General features: G+C 49.9%; 15 protein-coding genes. 9 read left to right on the top strand and 6 right to left on the bottom strand.

The window, feature by feature from the left end; translation table 11 throughout:
* Positions 1-140: 140 nt before the first annotated feature.
* Positions 141-1,079 carry a phosphate/phosphite/phosphonate ABC transporter substrate-binding protein gene (locus tag BN1247_RS10335; RefSeq protein ID WP_054950317.1) on the top strand — a complete coding sequence of 313 codons (939 nt, stop codon included), beginning with the start codon at positions 141-143 and terminating at the stop codon, positions 1,077-1,079.
* Positions 1,080-1,341: 262 nt separating this feature from the next.
* Here the strand turns inward: BN1247_RS10335 and phnE (BN1247_RS10330) are convergent, their stop codons facing one another.
* The 3 genes from phnE (BN1247_RS10330) to phnC are packed head-to-tail and all read right to left on the bottom strand — an operon-like array spanning position 1,342 to position 3,684.
* Positions 1,342-2,139, bottom strand: coding sequence for a phosphonate ABC transporter, permease protein PhnE (phnE, locus tag BN1247_RS10330; RefSeq protein WP_054950316.1), 798 nt, complete (start codon positions 2,137-2,139; stop codon positions 1,342-1,344).
* Positions 2,136-2,915 carry a phosphonate ABC transporter, permease protein PhnE gene (gene phnE, locus BN1247_RS10325; RefSeq protein ID WP_054950315.1) on the bottom strand — a complete coding sequence of 260 codons (780 nt, stop codon included), beginning with the start codon at positions 2,913-2,915 and terminating at the stop codon, positions 2,136-2,138. The genes phnE (BN1247_RS10330) and phnE (BN1247_RS10325) overlap by 4 nt, the downstream gene beginning before the upstream one ends.
* Positions 2,908-3,684 carry a phosphonate ABC transporter ATP-binding protein gene (phnC, locus tag BN1247_RS10320; protein WP_054950314.1) on the bottom strand — a complete coding sequence of 259 codons (777 nt, stop codon included), beginning with the start codon at positions 3,682-3,684 and terminating at the stop codon, positions 2,908-2,910. The genes phnE (BN1247_RS10325) and phnC overlap by 8 nt, the downstream gene beginning before the upstream one ends.
* A 294-nt stretch (positions 3,685-3,978) precedes the next feature.
* On the opposite strand from phnC, the gene BN1247_RS10315 reads away from it, so the two are divergent.
* Together BN1247_RS10315 and BN1247_RS10310 are read left to right on the top strand one after the other, a co-directional pair.
* Complete coding sequence (locus BN1247_RS10315; RefSeq protein ID WP_054950313.1) at positions 3,979-5,568, top strand: bifunctional metallophosphatase/5'-nucleotidase; 1,590 nt, start codon at positions 3,979-3,981, stop codon at positions 5,566-5,568.
* A 271-nt stretch (positions 5,569-5,839) separates the two neighbouring features.
* Positions 5,840-6,628: a DUF3153 domain-containing protein gene (locus tag BN1247_RS10310; RefSeq protein WP_054950312.1), complete on the top strand. Its 789-nt coding sequence runs from the start codon at positions 5,840-5,842 to the stop codon at positions 6,626-6,628.
* Positions 6,629-6,699: 71 nt separating this feature from the next.
* Here BN1247_RS10310 and BN1247_RS10305 read toward each other — a convergent pair whose 3' ends face one another.
* The 3 genes from BN1247_RS10305 to BN1247_RS10295 form a co-directional block, all read right to left on the bottom strand.
* Complete coding sequence (locus tag BN1247_RS10305; RefSeq protein ID WP_054950311.1) at positions 6,700-7,467, bottom strand: CPBP family intramembrane glutamic endopeptidase; 768 nt, start codon at positions 7,465-7,467, stop codon at positions 6,700-6,702.
* Between the two features lie 533 nt (positions 7,468-8,000).
* Complete coding sequence (locus BN1247_RS10300) at positions 8,001-8,372, bottom strand: DUF423 domain-containing protein (protein ID WP_054950310.1); 372 nt, start codon at positions 8,370-8,372, stop codon at positions 8,001-8,003.
* 113 nt (positions 8,373-8,485) lie between these two features.
* Positions 8,486-9,967 carry an IS5 family transposase gene (locus BN1247_RS10295; RefSeq protein ID WP_054949221.1) on the bottom strand — a complete coding sequence of 494 codons (1,482 nt, stop codon included), beginning with the start codon at positions 9,965-9,967 and terminating at the stop codon, positions 8,486-8,488.
* 163 nt (positions 9,968-10,130) lie between these two features.
* Between BN1247_RS10295 and BN1247_RS10290 the strand changes: the two genes are divergently transcribed.
* The 6 genes from BN1247_RS10290 (at position 10,131) to BN1247_RS10265 (ending at position 18,943) form a co-directional block, all read left to right on the top strand.
* Positions 10,131-11,480 carry an ISLre2 family transposase gene (locus BN1247_RS10290; protein ID WP_187119684.1) on the top strand — a complete coding sequence of 450 codons (1,350 nt, stop codon included), beginning with the start codon at positions 10,131-10,133 and terminating at the stop codon, positions 11,478-11,480.
* A gap of 539 nt (positions 11,481-12,019) precedes the next feature.
* The gene (locus BN1247_RS10285; protein WP_054950309.1) at positions 12,020-13,675 is read left to right on the top strand and encodes a DUF6583 family protein; all 1,656 of its coding nucleotides are present in this window, start codon (positions 12,020-12,022) and stop codon (positions 13,673-13,675) included.
* A gap of 185 nt (positions 13,676-13,860) precedes the next feature.
* Positions 13,861-15,099, top strand: a complete 1,239-nt coding sequence (locus BN1247_RS10280) for an ABC transporter permease (protein WP_054950308.1) — start codon at positions 13,861-13,863, stop codon at positions 15,097-15,099.
* Between the two features lie 50 nt (positions 15,100-15,149).
* Positions 15,150-16,514 (top strand): ABC transporter permease, encoded by a 1,365-nt coding sequence (locus BN1247_RS10275; protein WP_054950307.1) that lies wholly within the window; start codon positions 15,150-15,152, stop codon positions 16,512-16,514.
* A complete protein-coding gene (locus BN1247_RS10270; RefSeq protein ID WP_054950306.1) occupies positions 16,501-17,247 on the top strand; it encodes an ABC transporter ATP-binding protein in 747 nt (248 codons plus the stop codon). The genes BN1247_RS10275 and BN1247_RS10270 overlap by 14 nt, the downstream gene beginning before the upstream one ends.
* Positions 17,248-17,410: 163 nt before the next feature.
* Entirely contained in the window at positions 17,411-18,943 is a 1,533-nt protein-coding gene (locus tag BN1247_RS10265; RefSeq protein ID WP_054950305.1) for a spore germination protein, read from the top strand.
* The last annotated feature ends 7 nt before the right edge of the window (positions 18,944-18,950 follow it).

The following is an 18,950-nucleotide window of genomic DNA, read 5'->3' as shown; positions in this document are numbered from 1 at the left end:
AGCCTTTTACAAAGTTGGGTGTTATGGGCAATTCAAGGGCAGTTTGTGGCGTACAATCTTTACAAAAAAAAGACACGAAAAGGTGGAACATATGCTATATTAAAGTTGGTACTCAAATTGTTGTTATTAGGAGGAACGCGATGTTTAAGAAGCTAACGGTTGTTGCGCTCTGCTGTGTCCTTAGTGTCGCCTTATTCGCAGGGTGTGGTGGCAGTAAAGAGGAGGGGAGTGAAGGGAAAGACGGTGCTAAAGGGTATGAGCCAAAAGAGCTCACGGTGCAATTCGTCCCTTCGCAAAGTGCAGACACGCTAGAAGCGAAGGCTAAGCCGCTCGAGGAGTTGTTAAAGGACAAACTGGGTATCCCGGTTAAAGTCAGTGTTTCGACGGACTACAATACGGTTATTGAAGCGATGGCAAGTAAAAAGATTGACGTCGGATTTCTCCCTCCGACCGCATACGTCATTGCACACAAAAAAGAGGCGGCCGACGTTATTTTACAAGCGCAACGTTACGGCATTAAAGACGACAACACCGGGGAAAATACGGATGAACTGGTCGACTTCTACCACTCCATCATTCTCGTGAAAAAAGACTCCGGAATTAAAGATGTGAAAGATTTGAAAGGGAAAAAGGTGGCATGGCAAAACGTCACTTCGTCCGCTGGATATGTCTGGCCGGCGATGGAACTGCAAAAAGTCGGCCTCGATCCACAAAATGACGTCGAAGGCGTCACGATGAAAGGGCACGACCAAGCTGTGCTCGCACTGTTGAACGGACAGGTTGACGCTGCTGCCGTATTTGAAGACGCACGCAACAACATTAAAAAAGACTACCCGAACGCCTTCAAAGATACGGTCGTTTTGAAGAAGACGGCAAAGATCCCGAACGATACGATTTCCGTGCGTCCGGATCTGACGGATGAGTGGAAGAAAAAAATAAGTGACGCCTTTATCGAAATCGGTAAGGACGAAAAAGGGAAAGAAATCATTCGCGACGTTTACTCCCACGAAGGATACTCCCCGTCTAAGGACAGCAACTTTGACACTGTCCGCGAGTACGAGGAAGAACTCGGAGAGTAACTTGCGACACATTATTGATGCGGATTAGTACGGATAAGTGTAGTCTGTCTTGCGCGATCTCACACGATCTTGTACGATAAGCAAAAACCGTTCAAGCACAAAGATGCTTGAACGGTTTTTTTCGCCTGAAGCACGACCTACACATTCTATATCTTCTACACGTATCATTCATCCGCTACAGTACACATCACGTATCACGCATCCGCCACAGTACACATCACGTTTCATGAATCCGCTACAGTACACATCTTCACTGCAACCGTTAGACGAGGCGTTTGCGGATGAAGCTAGAAATGTAGTCGATAATCGTGACCATGACGATAATGCCGAGCAAAATAATACCGACTTTCGGCCAGTCTCGCGTCGATAAGGCGAAAATGAGCGGCGTCCCGATCCCGCCAGCGCCGATGACCCCTAAGATCGAGGCCGCACGCACGTTAATTTCAAAGCGGTACAAGACAAACGACAGAAACTCGGGCATAATTTGCGGCACGACGGCAAACCATAGCGTCTGCAGTCGGTTGGCGCCGCACGCTGTAAGTGCCTCGGTCGGACTTAAATCCATATTTTCAATGGCCTCCGACACGAGCTTGCCGAGCATGCCGATCGAGTGTAACCCGAGCGCGAGCACACCGGCGTATGACCCGGGGCCGACGACGACGATAAACAACAGCGCTAGCACGATTTCTGGGAAGGTGCGAATAATGCTTAAGGACATTTTTCCTGTCTGGCTGACGATTTTTGACCGCGACATGTTGTTCGCCGCCCAGAAGGCGAACGGAATACAAAGTATCGCGGCAATGAACGTCCCCAAGATGGCAATCGCTAACGTTTCGAGCAGGGCGTCTATTAAATCTTCTCCGGCGGGATCGTAGACGTACCCCCAGTTCGGGTGAAACAACCCGTCTAAAATCGAACGCGTCACCTCGCCGGCCGTTTCGTTAATTTTGTCGAAGGCGATGCCGGAAAACGCCCATATGTACAGCATCGCGAGGAACAGGACGATCATCCATGTGACAATTCGCTGTTGTAGTGGTTTTTGCGGTTTCTTATAGCTCATAGTAGTTTCTCCCGTAATCTCGTACTGACGAAGTCGATCATCCAGACGATCAACAACGTAAAGAGAATGATTGTCATCACGTTGTCGTATTTCAGCCGCCCTAAGTTTTGTTCGAGGATAAGGCCGATCCCGCCGGCACCGACGAAGCCGAGGATGGCTGCGCCGCGGATGTTCACCTCGAACGTGTACAACACGTGGGCAATAAAGGCCGGCAGTACTTGTGGCACCACTCCGTATTGAATCCACTGCCACTTGTTGGCGCCGACCGCCGTCATCGCTTCTAACGGGCCAGGATCGATCGCTTCAATCGACTCGTACGCCAGTTTGGCGAAAAAGCCGAGCGAGAAAAAGACGAGTGCGAGTATACCCGGAATCGGTCCGATGCCGAAGATGGCGACAAAAATGCCCGCGAGGAGCAAGTCGGGTACGGTGCGGATTAAGTTCATCACAAACCGCGCCGGTTGGTATATAAAAGGCGACTTCGACACGTTAGCCGCTGCTAAGAAGATGAGTGGGATTGCGAGAATCGCTCCAAAGGTCGTCCCGAGTAACGCCATGCGGATTGTGTCTAACATCGGGTCGACAATTTTGCCGAAGTAACCCCAATTTGGCGGGAACATTTCTTTAAGGATACGTTTCATTTCTGGTAATCCCGTTACGAGTTCCGCAAAGTCGACCCCAGTTTTCATGGCGCTACCGACGAGTAACACGGCAATCAGCAGCACGGTCATATACGTTTTCGTGCGCGGCGGACGCTTGGCTAAGTCTCTACTCATCGCTTCCCTCTCCCAATAGTTCGTCCTCGCGGATCGGTCGGCCATAAATTTCGGAAAACGCGTCGTCTGTCGCTGTCTCCACTGGTCCGTCAAATACCAACTCCCCAGCGCGCAGCCCGACAATGCGCGTGGCGTACTCGCGTGCTAAGTCGATAAAGTGCAAGTTGACGACCGTCGTAATCCCTAATTCCGTATTGATGCGCTTTAGGTCGTCCATCACTTGCCGCGTCGTGAGCGGGTCGAGCGAGGCGACGGGCTCATCGGCGAGAATGATTTTTGCCTCTTGGGCGAGGGCGCGCGCAATGGACACACGTTGTTGTTGTCCCCCAGAAAGCTCGTCCGCTCGCGCATACGCTTTTTCGGCAATGTTAACCCTTTCTAGTGCGTCGAACGCTAATTCGACATCGCGCTTCGGGAACAAGCCGAACAACGTGCGCAATGTCGAATGGTAGCCGACTCGCCCGGACAACACGTTACGCATCACGGACGAACGTTTTACTAGATTAAAGTTTTGAAAAATCATACCGATGTCGCGGCGAAACTGGCGCAACTCTTTTCCCGACGCTTTCGTAATGGAGCGGCCATCGATGAGAATTTCGCCTTCGCTTATTTCATTCAGGCGGTTAATCGAGCGTAGGAGCGTCGATTTACCTGCGCCCGACAAGCCGACGATGACGACGAATTCGCCGGGGTCGATGTGCAAGTTTATATTTTTTAGACCGACCGTTCCATTTGGGTACACTTTGGAGACGCTATTAAATGTAATCATTCGCTAACCAACTTTCTCTCAAGTAAACGTGCGTATGTTTGTGTGAGTCGTTTCCTAGATCATAAAAAGTAGATTCAGCTTCAGGTAGATCCAATTTTCCTACGCAACCCTCCAACAGCTGTGGTCGTTCCTAGCCTTCGTTAGTAAATAATCAGAGCCACTCTATATTATAGTACGAAAATAGACAGAACTCCATATGAAACAGGTCGGAAACTGGAAGCGGAGCGGGAAAAGGCGTACAATACGTTGTAGCACTGTATCGAAAATTAATCTCGGAACGGAAAAGGTGTTTTCATGGAAAAGCAAGGCACGAGACAGACAGTGACGATTTTGGAAACGAGTGACGTCCACGGCAACATTCTTCCACTCAATTACGGGATCAACCGCCCGATGGAACTTGGGCTTGCCAAACTGGCTGCGCTCATTCGCCGCGAGCGGAAGCAAAACCCGCATACGCTTTTAATCGACAACGGCGATTTAATTCAAGGGACGCCGCTGTCGTATTACCACGCCTGTATCGACAACGAACCGGTCGACCCGCTAGTTAGCGCGTTGAACGAGCTCAAGTACGACGCAGCCGTATTCGGCAACCACGAGTTTAATTACGGACAAGATGTTCTGCAGAAGGCGATGCGTGAAGCTAAGTTTCCGTGGCTGTCGGCAAACATCGTCAAAAAAGGGACCGATGAACCGTACTACGGAAAGCCGTACATCGTCAAGACGTTGCCGGGCGGTTTAAAGGTAGGGGTACTCGGTTTGACGACACATTACATACCTAACTGGGAAAAGCCGGCCCACATTGCCGCGCTCGACTTTCGCGACGCGTTGGAAACCGCGAAAGAGTGGGTGCCGGTTTTACGCGACCGAGAAGGCGTCGATGTGCTTGTCGTTTCTTACCACGGCGGATTTGAACGCGACCTTGAAGGCGGGGGAGAGACAGAGGCGCAGACGGGAGAAAACCAAGGGTATCGCTTGTGCTACGAAGTGCCGGGGATCGACGTCCTGTTAACGGGTCATCAGCACCGCTTACTTGCACAGGACGACGTGAACGGCGTCGCGATCGTGCAACCGGGTAGCCAAGGGACGGCACTCGGAAAGGTGACATTGACAGTCGAGAAGAAGGCAGGCGGTTGGGCGATTGTGGAAAAAGGGGTGCAGTTGCTATCCGCTGCAGGCGTGACGCCAGATGAAACAGTCGTGCGCATGACCGAGCCGTACGAAGTAAAAACCCAGCAGTGGCTCGACCAGCCAATCGGCCACATTAAAGGCGATATGCGCGTACACGATCCGATGCAGATTAGGCTTAAAGATAACGCCTTAATCGAGTTTTTTAACAAAGTGCAAATGGCTTACGCCGGAGTCGATATTTCGAACACGGCGCTATTCGACAATTACGCGCCAGGGTTGCCGAGTGACGTGACGATGCGCGACGTCGTCGCCAATTACATTTATCCGAACAGCTTGCGCGTCCTCCGCCTACAAGGCAAAGATATTAAAGCAGCTCTTGAGCGCAGCGCCTCCTACTTTGCACCGTACACCGGTGGGGCAATTGAAGTGAGCGCTTCTTTCAAACAGCCGAAGCCGCAACATTACAACTATGACATGTGGGAAGGGATCGACTACGTCATTAATATTTCACGGCCAGTCGGCGAACGCGTCGTCAAACTGACTTATCGCGGCGAACCGCTCGACATGGACGGCACGTACGACGTCGTCATGAACAACTACCGCGCCGGAGGCGGCGGCGACTATTTTATGTTCCAAGGAAAGCCGGTCATTAAAGACATTCCGATAGACGTTTCCGAGCTTATCGCCGATTACATTCGCGAACGGGGAACGATCGAAGCGACAGTCGACGGAAACTGGGCAGTCGTTTGCGATTGAGATGCAACTGGTAGCGACTGCTTTTTCGTTCGCAACAATTGCGCTAATCGCGCTTTCGCGACAACTGTCTGGTCGCAACACACAAGTCCGTTCGCAACGATTGCGCGTTGGCAACAACTGTCCGTTACGACAAGTGTGCGTTCGTGACAACTGTTTGTCGTTTCCTCTATTTGCGCATAAATGTTTTGGCAGTGGACGTAAACTAGTCTAATGGTGAATTTTTCTAGTGTGGATCGAACGGTTTAACTGGATGCTGCGGGGGTGTCGATGTATGGGGCGTAGGCGTAACAGAAACGCGGTGCCACTTGTTCTACTGTTTGTCGTTACAGTCGCTCTGACGGGCTGTGCACAAGGGATCGTGGAAGTGGAAGTCAACAAAGATTTCAGTGTCGATCTACATACGACCGTCGGCCTCGATAAACAGATCGCCAATTACTCCGGCGAGTTGCTAAAAGAAGTTGAAAAGAACCTCAACAAAATGAACTTGCAACCGGAAGCGTACGGCGATGACCGATACACCGGCTATGTCGGGACGAGGCATTATTCGTTGCGCGAGCTAAAAAAAATGGCGGGCGACATACAGAAGCAAAAAAAGCGCACCGATACGACAGGGGAGCAACCGGCAACGAAACAAGCGAACGACCGCGGCTGGCGAGTCGACTCTCGCGTCGAAGAAACGCTGTTGCAAAAGAAGTACGACGTAAAAGCCGTCGTCAACGTGCAAAAGGTGTTGTACAGTCAATCGCCACTACTTTTGGGTAAACTCGGAGACTTTGAAGATCAGATGATCGGTCATTTTTTAAAGCAAATGAACTTACAGGCGAAACTGACGCTCCCGTACGATTTAAGTGTGACCCACAATGGGACTACGGTGGAGAATGACGGTAAAACAATCGTCTGGGAAATTAATCCGGTCGAAGACAACACGATCAATGTGCAGTTTGCTATTCCGCACATTAGGAATATCGTCATTATAGTTTGTGGTGTCCTCCTACTCCTCATCGCCGTTATTTTGATCGTACGACAACGCCGCGGCAAGAACAGAAAATACGGTGCGTAAGACGGTGAGTACGCACCGTATTATTTTCGCTCAACTGAGTCGGTTTTCACTCGCCCCGTGGCTAAGTCTCCTTATGCGGCGATGAGCGGAAGCAAAACGTGTAGCACGATGTCAGCAGAAAAATGGGCAATCATCGCGGCCTCCAGTCCTTTTTTCCAGTAAAGCCATCCGAAGATGATCCCGCCAACTGCGTTTAAGACGATGACCCGGAGGATGATCCACGTGGTAAGCGGTTCGATGGCAGCAGCGAGCGGTAAGTGTCCGACACCAAACAGTACTGCGGCAACGATAATAGCTGTCCACACGATGCCGGAACTCGTTTTCGGATGCGCATTTTTTGTCACTTTACCAAACAACCAAACGAGGAGCGTCATAAAAAAGAGGCGAAGCTGTATTTCTTCAGTGATCCCACCGTAAAGCGAGGCAAGTAACCCTTGCCACCAACTCGGCCTGCTTACTGTTTCCGCAGCGGGCGTCTCGACGGCTATAAACGCGGCGAAACTTCCATCGAACACGATAATACATATGGCTGCGGCGACACCGAATAAAACAGACATTCCGACGTAGCGCGACCAGTTAATAGAAACTTTCTCACCGGAGACAACCTTCTCTAAAATGGGTGCACCTAAGCCCACCTTTTGTGCCAGTAATAATCCGAGAAATGTTGCGAGAGCGAGAATGAGAACGCCATTGATCAAAGCGTTGAGAATGATTGCGGGGAGGGGAACGTCGGTCGGTGTGAGTGTCAGTTGATAGGGGAGCACCGCCAGAGAGCCGATTACCCCCCCAATAAGCAACAACGAAAACAGTTTCCAATTGACGAGCGACGGTTTGGACATATGTAGCTACCTCCTTTTTTATTCACCTTGACTGTTGAGAAACTGCCGCCATGAGTTATATCTGTTAGACACATGTTATATATGTTACATATATATAACATAGCAGTTGCTCGCAAATGCAAGACCTAAATGTTCGGTTTATACGATGTCACGCTTTACATATAGATCCCGAGATTACCAGGATACCCGAGATGCTCGTGCGCCCTCACAGTCGTGAAGCAGCGAATGTATGCTGTGCAAGTTGAGTAAAACGTGTAAAATATTAAAAATAATGCGAGGAGAGAGGGGACTGTTTATGATCATTCAGGCGGCAACGACCGCGGATGCAGCCTATAGACGTCGTTGGATTCGTTCCGACGGTTTCCGCCTGGGTGCCACAGCGCCCCGAGTAGCACCTAGGTGTTTGCCAGTGACGCAACGTGTTTGCCAGTGAACGCAACGTGTTTGTAACTGGCGTCGATGTTCCCAAGAGCCAGAGAAGGGGGAGACGACGAGGCCACAGTTTAAATTGACGATGGCCTCGCTTCGCTCCATTACAAATGCCGAATGCCTGCATACATCACTAGCAGCCACCCGATGAGAAACGACACGCCGCCAATCGGCGTAATCATACCTAGCTTGGTGATGTTCGTTAAAGCCATCACGTACAAGCTGCCAGAGAAGAGGACGATGCCAGCGACAATGAACCAGCCACCAGCAGTAACGAGTGCCGAGTCACTAAGCTTGCCAGCGAGTAAGGCGATCAAGAGCAAGCCGAGAGCATGCGCCATGTGGTATTGCGTACCGGTTTGCCAATTGGCTAACATGCGCTCAGATACTTTTCCTTCTAGGCCGTGGGCGCCGAACGCGCCGAGGGCGACGCTAAGGAACATATTGAACGCACCTAAAATAAGGAACAGTCTCATAATTGAGTATTCAACTCCAAACTGTAAGTATGATGTACCTCTTCATTATAGCGAGCGCGGGGAGCGCTGACAAACCTGTCTAACCCTTTTCTTTAAAAGCCCGGTGATTTAAATCAACTAAACCGCCTTACCTGTAAGTGAAGCGAAGCGATTAACGATAATAGTGACGAAAAAAACATGGAAACCTTTGTCCCTATTGTCCTGCGAGTTGGATTTTGGCATGCCAAAATCCCGGTTTGAGTTGGTTTTTTCTTAAACCGGAACCGGCAAAGTCTTTTGAGGTTCTGAACCATTGCTGTCAATAGCGCTTGTTCTTGCATGCAGTCTAGTCCCCGGCTGCGTGCGCGGTCGAGTCCGTGATCACATTTACTCTCGGCAAATATATGCTCGCATCGCGTGCGTAGCTTTTGGAGGTGGCGATACTTACTAGATAGCTGAATAAGTCTCGCTTTATTCTTAACCTGAACGGCCTTGACTTTGGCCAGCCGTTTGCGTTGTAATTTAGGGTTTCGCGTTTGGCGTTTCCATGTAGGGACGTCCTCTAATGTTAGATTTCGCAAAGAAACCAAGGGGATCATCCCCTGTTCGAACAGGGCATTCAAGTAGTCTGGCGTACCGTATGCTTTATCGGCTGAAAGGGTGCACACACGAATGGTCGGATGACAAAAACGAATCGCCGCAAGTTGTTGCATGCTCGTTTCACGTTCAGCCACTCCAGATGCTATGCTGGCTTGTGTCGACAAAATGACGCCCGATGTGACATCTGTTACATTGTGTATTAAATACCGTAGGTGAGCCTCTTGCCCCTTTGCCTTTTTATACAACCGTGCATCAGGGTCTGTTTTACTGCGGTGTGTCGCGTTAGAAAAAGTCTTTCCGTGAAAGTTCTCATGTGTGGCTTCTTCCTGCAGTCCCTGTTTTTTTCTCGATGCTTTGTCGGCTGAACCGGGAGACGATGGCGGGTCATCGTCGGTGTCATGAGGCGATGAAGACGGTTCAGCTTGACCGTCTTGTTGAGCGATTCTCGCCAAATAGTCCTCAATGGACTCTACGGGTGTACAAGTCATTTCTTTTAAGCTGTGAATCGAAGCGTTAGCCCGCACCTGAGTCCCGTCGACGCCAACGTGAACATCGGGCTTGACCAATCCTGCTGCAATACATTGATTGATTACATGAACCATAAGCTTTTCAAATATACCGTGTTGCCGCCAAAGTTTCCGAGTCTTGACAAGCGTCGTCCGATCCGGTAGCGATGGGCGGGAGGGATCAGGATGTTGAATTGATTCAAAATCGAGCCCACAGAACCACAAGTATCCCGCATGCATAGGAAGTATCTCATACAGGCCGCGTTCGGAGTGGTTAAATAAATAGGAAAGTAGGATCAATCGCACGATGCGTTCCGGGTCGGCAGCCGGTCGTCCACTTCGTTCCGTATATAACGGAGCCACCCAGTCGTAAACGCAGGAGAAATCGATCGCTTCATTTAATTGTCGTAAAATATGACTTTTGGGTATGAGTGCTTCCATATCGATGAATTGAAACAGTTGCGGTTGGGTTGCGGATGATTTTTGTGCTTTCAAGGCTCTCACGCTCATTTCAGTATGTGTAACATTTCTCTCGAAGGGTTTTAGCAGGAATTTGGAGGGAGAATATAGAAAAGGAAGACCTAAATAGTACTCCTAACCACCACGAAAGGAGAGGTCTTCCTTGAAAACCATTATACCAGAAATCGCTACTATCTTGGAACAGTCTACAGATATGTTGTCGTTTTGGGAAAGCTTACGTATTCGCCTGATGGAAGTGATGGCTGATCTGTTCGGAGAATTTTTGGAGCAGCTCGATCAGATGATGACGACGCATTACAAGGAAAAATACGGTTGGAAAAGTGAGCGATTGGACAGCCGGGAGTTCACCAGTTTTTTTGGGACAGTGTCCTATAAACGCCACTTGATGTACGACCGAAACGGAAACGCACATTACCCTGTCGATGAGGCAATCGGTTTAAAACGCCGTAAAAGATACAGCCCAGACCTTATGATGCTCGGAGCAGAGTTAGCTGCAGCGCCGGGAATGACCTACCGCCTCGCCTCAGAGGTCACGCAAAAACTTGCCGGTATAACGATCAGCCATACGACGTTTCAGCGCTTAGTAAAAGAAGCAGGTGAAGCTCAAGCTGTCATGGATGCTGAAAAAAGGGATCGAATTTTTGAGGATACGGTAATTCCTAACTCTCCGTCCGTTAAGCACTTATATTGCGAAGCAGATGGCTTATACGTCAAAGGGAGAGGCAAAGGAATAGAGATCAAAAATATGCTTGCCTATACCGGGTGGGAGCAAAACGGACAGCGTGTCTCGTTAACAGATCGTCACGTCTTTTCTACCGTTGAATCGGTGGATGACTTTTGGGAAATAGGTTATGCAGCGATTCGACATCGTTGGGATCTCTCACATACACATGTGGCGACTAATGCGGATGCGGCTTCATGGATCTCTGAGGAACGCGTTCAAAATACCTTTTCTGAAGCGACATCGGTTGTCCGCCAATTGGATCCTTTTCACGTAAAGAGGAGTATTCGTCGCGGGTTGAGCCGCCAGCCAAGGCTCATTCCTCAAATTGAAAAGGCAATATCCGAAAAAAATAAGGATAGGTTTAAAGCGGTGATTGATACGGCACAGGGAAATGCAGAGACGGAGCGAGAGGAAAAGCGTATCGAGAACATGCAGAAGTATCTTGAAGGGCACTGGGAGATCCTCTGCGACTGGCGTGAGGTTAGTCCAGACGTGCCAAAAAATGCTCGTAGGATGGGATGCATGGAATCGAACCAGAGACGTCTGGCATACCGCATGAAACGTCGTGGCATGTACTGGAGTGAAGAAGGGGCTCAAGCCATCGCCAAAGTACAACAAGGCGTTACCAATGGGACGTTGAGACAGGCATTATTAACTGTCTGGCCCAACCGCCAAGTGACACAAAAACTAAAACGCCATGCGAGGCGAATAGGTAAGTCGGATCACATTGGGGTTCAAGTTGGCAGGATCCAAGTAGGTGCCGCATCAGCTTCAAGTGCTATTGGGTATTTGGATAAGGTGGTTAATCGCCGTCCTTGAAGAGTTAACTCCTCAAGGGCGGACAACAAGTGAACGTTAGGGAATGACATATTTAGGTCTTTAAATCCTTGATCCTGTAAGGTCGTCGAGTAAAGCTTGACACATACCTCATTTCACAAGATCTTGTCACTCACTCTATTTTATACGATTATAACTTCGATGACGACTTTTTCACCGGGCTTTTAAAGGGATCGCTATTGAAACAATAGCTGTTGGAATTATTTTCCTTTAAGAGAAGTGAAATTTGCCGATTGATCAGCGTACTCATTTTTGCTAGAGTAGTAGAATCAGGGTAAATAGCTCGTGTTTCCGTCTCCTCGAATGACAGTGAATACGTTGCAAGCGTAAATTTCACCATTTAGCAGCTAAGAAAAATATAAAAAATTGACATCTATAACTATTCGCTAGTTTATAACGGAACATGAATAAGTTTTTTCTTAAAATATATGCGGAACCTAGCGTGACGTCCTGCGTATATATACATATAAGACAAATAGTTATTTGCTCTGAAAAAAAACAAAAAAGGTGGAGGGACTTAAATGAGCGACATGTCAACGGAAGTGAATCCGAACCAACCCGCGCCGAAAGGCAAAGGTAAAGGGTTCATGATCATCGCCCTAGTGGCCGTTTTAGTGCTCGTTGCAGGCGGGTTATCATACGCGTTTATTTTTAGCAAGAGTCCGCTCGAACTATATTTAGCGGCAGAAGTAAACACGTACGAAAAAGCGATAGAGTCGTTAAAAGATACGTACAAGGACGAATGGGAACTGGCGGAAAAATCGGGGAAAGAACCGTCGGTTAACGAGATGGAAGTTCGTTTCGGGTTACAAGCAGACGGGATGGAAAGTCAAGTTCCGGATCTCGCGATGGTACAGAAGTTGTTGGAAGACTCAAAGATTAAAATAGTCAGTAAGCTGGACCCGAAAAAAGAAAAGGCTGCCGTTTCGATGGGCTACCATTTGAACGATACGCCCATTGCCGACGTGAATCTGTTTCACTCGAAAAAAGAAACAGGATTTCAAGTACCGGTATTGTACGACGACTACTTGTATTTACCGAACGCAGAGCTCGGTGAATTTGCCCGTCGCATGGATCCTACATACGACGGACCGGAAGAAATTGAGTACTTCATTGAAGCCGATGCGACCAAAACACTCAAAGAATTAAACGAAATCGGTAAAGACTACGCGGAGTACTTGGCCCAGTTTATTAAAGATGAGCACGTGACATTAGAAAAAAATGTCGAGTTTCACGGCGAAAAAATGCGCCAACTGACCGTTTCTTTGTCGGAGGCAGAAGTGAAAAAAGTAATGAAAGGATTATTAGGTAAAATCGAGAAAGATAAAAGTCTCTCCGAGTTCCTTTACGGGCAAGTATTTGGCCAATTCCCGATGGCGTATGGGGAGGAGTTAAAGGAAGAATTTAAAGAAAAGCTTGTAGAAGCTATCGAAAGAGCGAAGGACGGCGTAGACGATGTGAAGTTTCCCGGTGGCTATAAAGCGGTCGTCCTGGTCGACAAAAACGAAACGATCGTTAGCCGCGATGTGAAGCTGAAAATTGCTCAAAAAGACAATGCCGACGAAACCGTCGATCTTTCCTATAAATCGGAAGACTGGGATAAAGACGACAAAAAGAATGAAAGCAATTGGAAGTTGGAAATGAAGGTTCCGGAAGACGTTGGCGGAAAAATTAACGCGAGTGCGAAAACAGTAACGAGTGAGAACAAGCGCGCGCTCGACTTCGCGCTAAAAGTGACGGAACACGAGGAAGACCTATTCGGCTTAACATATAAGTCGACGACGAAAGGAAAGAAAGGTGACGAAAAAACGGATTTCACTGTGACGGTAATAAGTCCTGAGTTAGAAAGTGAAATCGGGGCGGATGAACTGCCGATTAACGGTCACTACAATCGCAAGACGGATCAAAACCTCGGGAAAGGTCACTCAAATACCGCAATTGACTTCGGGCTTAGTGTCGACGCCGGATTGGGGCGCACCATCGGTTTCACCGCTGATGTGAAGTCGAAGACGAGCTTTAAGGATAAACCGACCTTCCCGAACTTGAAAAATGAAGGGGTAAACGTCGCTGAGCAATCGGACGAGGAACTGCAAAAGATCGTAGAGGAAATGCAGAAGCGCCTGCAAGAATTTATCATGAATAACCAACAGTTGTTCGAAGGTTCGCTCGGGCTATAGGACGAACGAACCTCGTTCAACAGTAACAGCAAAGCAGAAGGTGGCAAGTGTGTGCAGCACTTGCCCTCTTTTTTATAGCTAGCGACAATGCCTTACGTACTGGAACTAGAAAAACGGCCAGTTACGCACAAGAGCAATAATGATCATACGTATTTAATAGTACTTATTAAGGTGGAACCGATGCAATGAGAGTTGTTGCACTCGTTACATATAAACTAAAAGCGGTCTTAAAACAGCCATTTCCGCTAGCAGTTATGCTGTTGGCACCACTTTTTTTGGCTGCGTTTCTCTCGTACGGATTGGAACCTCTCATTGCGGATAACCGCTTTGTTGAACCGTTTCAAGTGGCGCTCGTCGACGAAGACAATTCGTTTGAGACGCGAACGTTAATCCGCCAGTTTGAAGCGGCGGACGACTTTAAGAAGATCGTCCGGTTCGTCCGCGTCGATTACGCAAAAGGAGAGCAGCTGCTTACGGAAGATGGCGTTGCCGTACTTGTCCGGCTACCAGCTAACTTTGCGCAAGAGATGCGCAGTGGTAAAAACGTCCCGATCGAAGTGATCGGCAACGCACAGCGGCCATTGCAGGCCAGCTTGTTTAAGTCGATGCTCGAAGCGGGTCTCGGTCTTGTGACTGCAGCGCAAAGCGGTATCAATACAGTCTACCACTACTTAAGTGAGGCTGGGGTGGACAGCGAGGCGCTCAGTCAGACGTTAAAACAACTCATCGCTGACTATTCTTTGCAAACGTTAGGCCGGAAGCAGGTGTTTGCAGAAGAGACGGTATCGGCGCTAGGCGGATTCTCACCACATGACTACTATGCAGTTGCGGGTGGCACGGTGCTACTGACGTTCGCCGGTTTACTCGGGTTGTCACAACTCGGGACGGCAGAAAACGAGGCACTCCAAAAGCGGCTGGCGCTGTTTGGGGTCCGCCCGCTTACGGCTGTCGTCGCTAACTTTACATTTCTATCGATTGTTTTACTCGTACAGGTCGCAGGCGTTTTACTGTTACTTGCTCTGTTATTAGACGGGTCGGCTTTCGATCTGTCGGCGAGCGGATCACTGCTGCTATTACTCGTCGCTACCTTCACTGCCGTCCTCGCTGTCAGTGCGTTGTTTACGTTTTTTGCTTCTTTGCCGCTCAAAGAGGGTGCCAAGGCGCTCCTAGCGCTCGCAGCGATCGTCAGTATGGCGGTGGTCGGTGGCGCGGTGTTGCCACTCGCCTATTTACCGGAAGTTTTTGAGACGCTTAGCCAATTTACACTCGTCAGATGGATCGTGTCAGCGACGTTACACGCGCTTTTCCTCGATGAGGCGAGCGAAGTTTGGGCTAGTGCCGCTGTATTATCGGTAAGCGCGTTGTTACTTCTAGCGGCTGCAACGTTGTGCGAGAGGTTAAAAGATCGCGTAAGAAGTCGATAAAGACATATTTGATAGGCAATATTTGATAGGCAATAAAAGGTGAGGTTGCGATGCGCGCCAAGCAGTTTATTACGTTTATGTTTTACCGCATGAAAATCATCGTACATAACCCGAAGCAGCTACTGTTATTGTTGTGTTTGCCGCTCCTCGTCGTCGCCCTTCTCGAAACGGTCATCTCTAAAACTGTCGTAGAAGGGAAAATTCCGATCGCCGTCGTCGACGAAGACGACAGCGACTATTCGCGGACCGTCATCGCCCGTGTCGCTAAGACGCCGCACGTCGCTCTCGAAATGTGTTCGCGCAAAGAAGCTGTACGGCGCATTGAAGCACAGACGGCCGATCTTGCGTTCGTCTTTAAGGAGGGCTTTCAGGCGAACATCGCGCAAGGGCAATACCGTGAGCTTGTCGACTTAATTGAATCGCCGGCCTCGCTCTCTAGCGGCTTACTAAAAGAAGTCGTGGCGAGTGAAACTATGCGTTTCGTAAGCAATGCAACGGCTGCGAACGACGTCGTCGCCTACTATACGGAGAAGGGTCTCATTACGGCGCAAGAAAAAAAACCGCTGTGGCAGGAAGCGTGGCACTATACGGATGCACAGTGGGAGCCGGAACCGCTGGCGACGATGGTATATCGTGAAAGCGGCGACGTCCTTTCGCTGAATGGCGATGATACCGAAAGCGATGACCTCCGCGGCAAAGTGGATGCGGCTCGCCCGAACGAGGATACAGACGGAGCGGGGGACGTGAATCCCGAGGTGCGCAACACAGCTAGCACAGACGCCCCCACCACGGAAGCGCACAAACTAACTGACGAAGGGATGCGGGCATTCGGACTACTTTCCCTCGCCCTCATGTTGCTCACTTTTTACTTAAACGATTGGCTGGTCAAGGAGAAGCAACAGCATGTGTTGACACGTGTGTCAGTCGTTGGTGCCAGCAAGTTGCGCTACATCGTCGGCAACGGCTGTGGTGCCTCGTTACTCGTGTTTGTCAGTTTTCTGCTTGCGGCGGGCTACTTTATTTCCGGTGCTTCGCTTTCTTGGTGGCGGATAGTGCTCGTATGCGTCGTCGTCTCCGCGTATATCGGCGCCTGTTTTTCGATCGCTACGTTGTTTGCCAGTTTTGCACGGGGGCACAAGCAGATGCACTTATTCGGCTTAATGACAGTTGTCGCAACGAGCGTCATCGGCGGCAGCTTTATTAACTTGGCCGAAGTATCGAGCCGATTTGCATCGCTCGCCGCGCTAACGCCGCAACAGTGGCTGCTGTCGGCCGTGCGCGGGACGCTTAGTGAAGGCGATTTTTGGACGACCGTCCCAAAGATTTTGCCGTCGCTCGGCGTGTTTGCCGCCGCGGGTGTCGTGTTGTTAAGTATAAGTTTGCTACTGTTGGAGGGACGTCATGATCGCGCTTAACGCACTCACAAAGTCATACGCGAAAAAAACAGTCGTCGAACCGCTTACGTTACACATCGGACGTGGCGATCTCGTCGGTGTCGTCGGTCCAAACGGGGCTGGAAAATCGACGCTCATGCAAATGATCGCTACCGTGTTGAAACCTTCCGCGGGAACGATCGCCATCGACGGGAAGGATAGTGTAAAACAGGTGAAAGCTGTGCGCCGGGGAATTGGCTACGTGCCGCAAGACTTGGCGCTGTATACCGATCTGTCAGTGCGAGACAATTTATCGTTTTGGGCAAAAATGGCCGGTGCCGACGTATCCCGCGCGCGTATCGCGCACATAACGGACATCGTCGGGTTAACGCAGCAGGTAACGACAAAAGTGAGTCGTCTGTCGGGAGGCATGCAGCGCAAGTTGAACATCGCCGTCGCCTTGCTGCACGATCCGGACATTCTCATCATGGACGAGCCGACTGTCGGCATCGACATTCAATCGAAGCAAGACATTGTGACATTCATTAAGAAACTCGGCACACGTGGCAAGACAATCCTCTACTCCAGTCACGATGCCCAAGAAATAGAACAGTTGAGTAACAAGCTACTCATTATGAACAGCGGTAAACTGCAATATTACGGCACTGTCGTGCGAGCGTACGACACCGTGCGGGATCACGGCAGTTCTGACTTAGACGTCCCTTCCTTCCCGCAATTACTCGCGCGGTTAGGCCAGTGGACGAGCGAAACATAAGCGACGGTTCTGACAAGGTAACAGTTGTGCCCCTGCCGGGTGAAACCGCGTCCCATCCCTGCGCCGCCATGAGTTCCCCTGCGATGTCGTTCATACGTGCCCATTCTTGCATAAAAAAACAAGTTCGGCACACACTATCGAGGAAAGCGAGGGGGTAACCACAGTGTTCAAACGGTGGCAACAACACAAAAGGTGGCGACGCTACAAGCACGAGACGACAACTGCTCCCGGCTCGTCGACATTGAGTCGGGTGACGGTTGCATCAGGCGTACAAGCGAATACGACCCACGTCGCAAACGTATTAGCGAGTGACGACTTAGTTCGTCGTGAACTGCCGCAGGCCGTTGTTCCTTGCAGTCTTTTATATATTGATAACCTCGTCGAGGAAGGATCGGTTTACGATTTTATTATTTCCCCGCTCACTTCGTATCAGCCGCAGAAACGCGAAAAAGTTACCTCAGAACAGTTCATTGCGCGGGTTGAAGTGTCCAGCATTGAGCGGCACACGCACATGGACAAGGTGATCGAAGCGCTGTTAACCGGGCAAGTCGTTTTATTCCTGGAGGGAAGTTTCCACGCCTATACCCTCGCTGTCGCCGGTGGAAAGAAGCGCAATGTCGAGGAACCGGCGAGTCAACTGGTCATTCACGGTCCGCGCGAAGGGTTTGTTGAGGTGCTAGCCGTCAATACGGCACTTATTCGCGCTAAGGTGCGCCATCCAGACGTGCGCGTAAAAAAAATGACTGTCGGAAAAGTGACACGCACGAAAATTGCTGTCGTCTACATGGCACACGTCGTCAATCGCGATGTGCTTTCGGAAGTGCTCAGGCGGTTGGAAAACGTCACAGCAAATAAAATATTGGACAGTGGCATGCTAGGAGAATTGATCGGAGAGCGAAAATATACGCCATTTCCGACGATCCAGTCAACGGAGCGCCCGGATGTCGCTGCCGCAGACGTTTCCGATGGGCGGGTTGTCATCGTTGTCGACGGCTCGCCGTTCGCCCTAATTGCACCAGCGACGTTTATCTCTTTTTTTCAAGCGGCAGAAGATTACTACGAGCGCTTCGACCTCGCTACCTTTATCCGCATCATACGCGTGATCGCCTTTGCGATTGCGCTTGGCTTACCCGCGTTATATATCGCCGTTACGACCTTCCATCAAGAGTTAATCCCGACAGATCTGTTGATTAGTTTACTGGCCCAGCGGGAAGGAGTCCCCTTTCCCGCCTTTCTCGAAGCTTTACTTATGGAGACGATTTTTGAAATTTTGCGTGAAGCGGGGATCCGTATGCCGCGGCCGATCGGGCCCGCCGTCTCCATCGTCGGCGCAATCGTCATCGGAGAGTCAGCTGTACGGGCGGGTCTCGTGTCGTCGGCGATCGTCATCGTCGTATCGTTGACGGCAATCGCTAGTTTTATAGCTCCGTATTACAGTTTTGGCGGAACAATTCGCATGCTACGCTTTCTCCTGATGGTACTCGCAGCAACGGCGGGACTGTTCGGCATGGCCGTCTTTTTTGTCGCTTTGCTCATCCATTTGTGTGCATTACAGTCGATGGGCCAGCCGTATTTCGCCCCGATTGCTCCGTTTGACTGGCTGCAGCAAAAAGATACGTTGTTTCGTTTTCCACTCAGGTGGAGTAAGACGAGCCTCTACAAAAAATTATCCAATCGCGCAAAAAGTAATAGGTGATGCGAAG

It is taken from the genome of Numidum massiliense (assembly GCF_001375555.1).
Lineage (GTDB): Bacteria > Bacillota > Bacilli > Thermoactinomycetales > Novibacillaceae > Numidum > Numidum massiliense.
The sequence above is the reverse complement of the archived record's forward strand: the minus strand, read 5'-3'. Positions and strand labels throughout refer to the sequence as shown.

Excerpts from the sequence above, each read along its gene's own strand:
- BN1247_RS10295 (WP_054949221.1), bottom strand. The coding sequence starts at position 9,967 with ATGAGCGTGAGAGCCTTGAAAGCACAAAAATCATCCGCAACCCAACCG.
- BN1247_RS10270 (WP_054950306.1), top strand. The coding sequence starts at position 16,501 with ATGATCGCGCTTAACGCACTCACAAAGTCATACGCGAAAAAAACAGTC.
- BN1247_RS10285 (WP_054950309.1), top strand. The coding sequence starts at position 12,020 with ATGAGCGACATGTCAACGGAAGTGAATCCGAACCAACCCGCGCCGAAA.
- phnC (WP_054950314.1), bottom strand. The coding sequence starts at position 3,684 with ATGATTACATTTAATAGCGTCTCCAAAGTGTACCCAAATGGAACGGTC.
- BN1247_RS10300 (WP_054950310.1), bottom strand. The coding sequence starts at position 8,372 with ATGAGACTGTTCCTTATTTTAGGTGCGTTCAATATGTTCCTTAGCGTC.
- BN1247_RS10315 (WP_054950313.1), top strand. The coding sequence starts at position 3,979 with ATGGAAAAGCAAGGCACGAGACAGACAGTGACGATTTTGGAAACGAGT.
- BN1247_RS10280 (WP_054950308.1), top strand. The coding sequence starts at position 13,861 with ATGAGAGTTGTTGCACTCGTTACATATAAACTAAAAGCGGTCTTAAAA.
- BN1247_RS10335 (WP_054950317.1), top strand. The coding sequence starts at position 141 with ATGTTTAAGAAGCTAACGGTTGTTGCGCTCTGCTGTGTCCTTAGTGTC.
- BN1247_RS10305 (WP_054950311.1), bottom strand. The coding sequence starts at position 7,467 with ATGTCCAAACCGTCGCTCGTCAATTGGAAACTGTTTTCGTTGTTGCTT.
- BN1247_RS10310 (WP_054950312.1), top strand. The coding sequence starts at position 5,840 with ATGGGGCGTAGGCGTAACAGAAACGCGGTGCCACTTGTTCTACTGTTT.
- BN1247_RS10290 (WP_187119684.1), top strand. The coding sequence starts at position 10,131 with ATGTTGTCGTTTTGGGAAAGCTTACGTATTCGCCTGATGGAAGTGATG.
- BN1247_RS10275 (WP_054950307.1), top strand. The coding sequence starts at position 15,150 with ATGCGCGCCAAGCAGTTTATTACGTTTATGTTTTACCGCATGAAAATC.
- phnE (WP_054950316.1), bottom strand. The coding sequence starts at position 2,139 with ATGAGCTATAAGAAACCGCAAAAACCACTACAACAGCGAATTGTCACA.
- phnE (WP_054950315.1), bottom strand. The coding sequence starts at position 2,915 with ATGAGTAGAGACTTAGCCAAGCGTCCGCCGCGCACGAAAACGTATATG.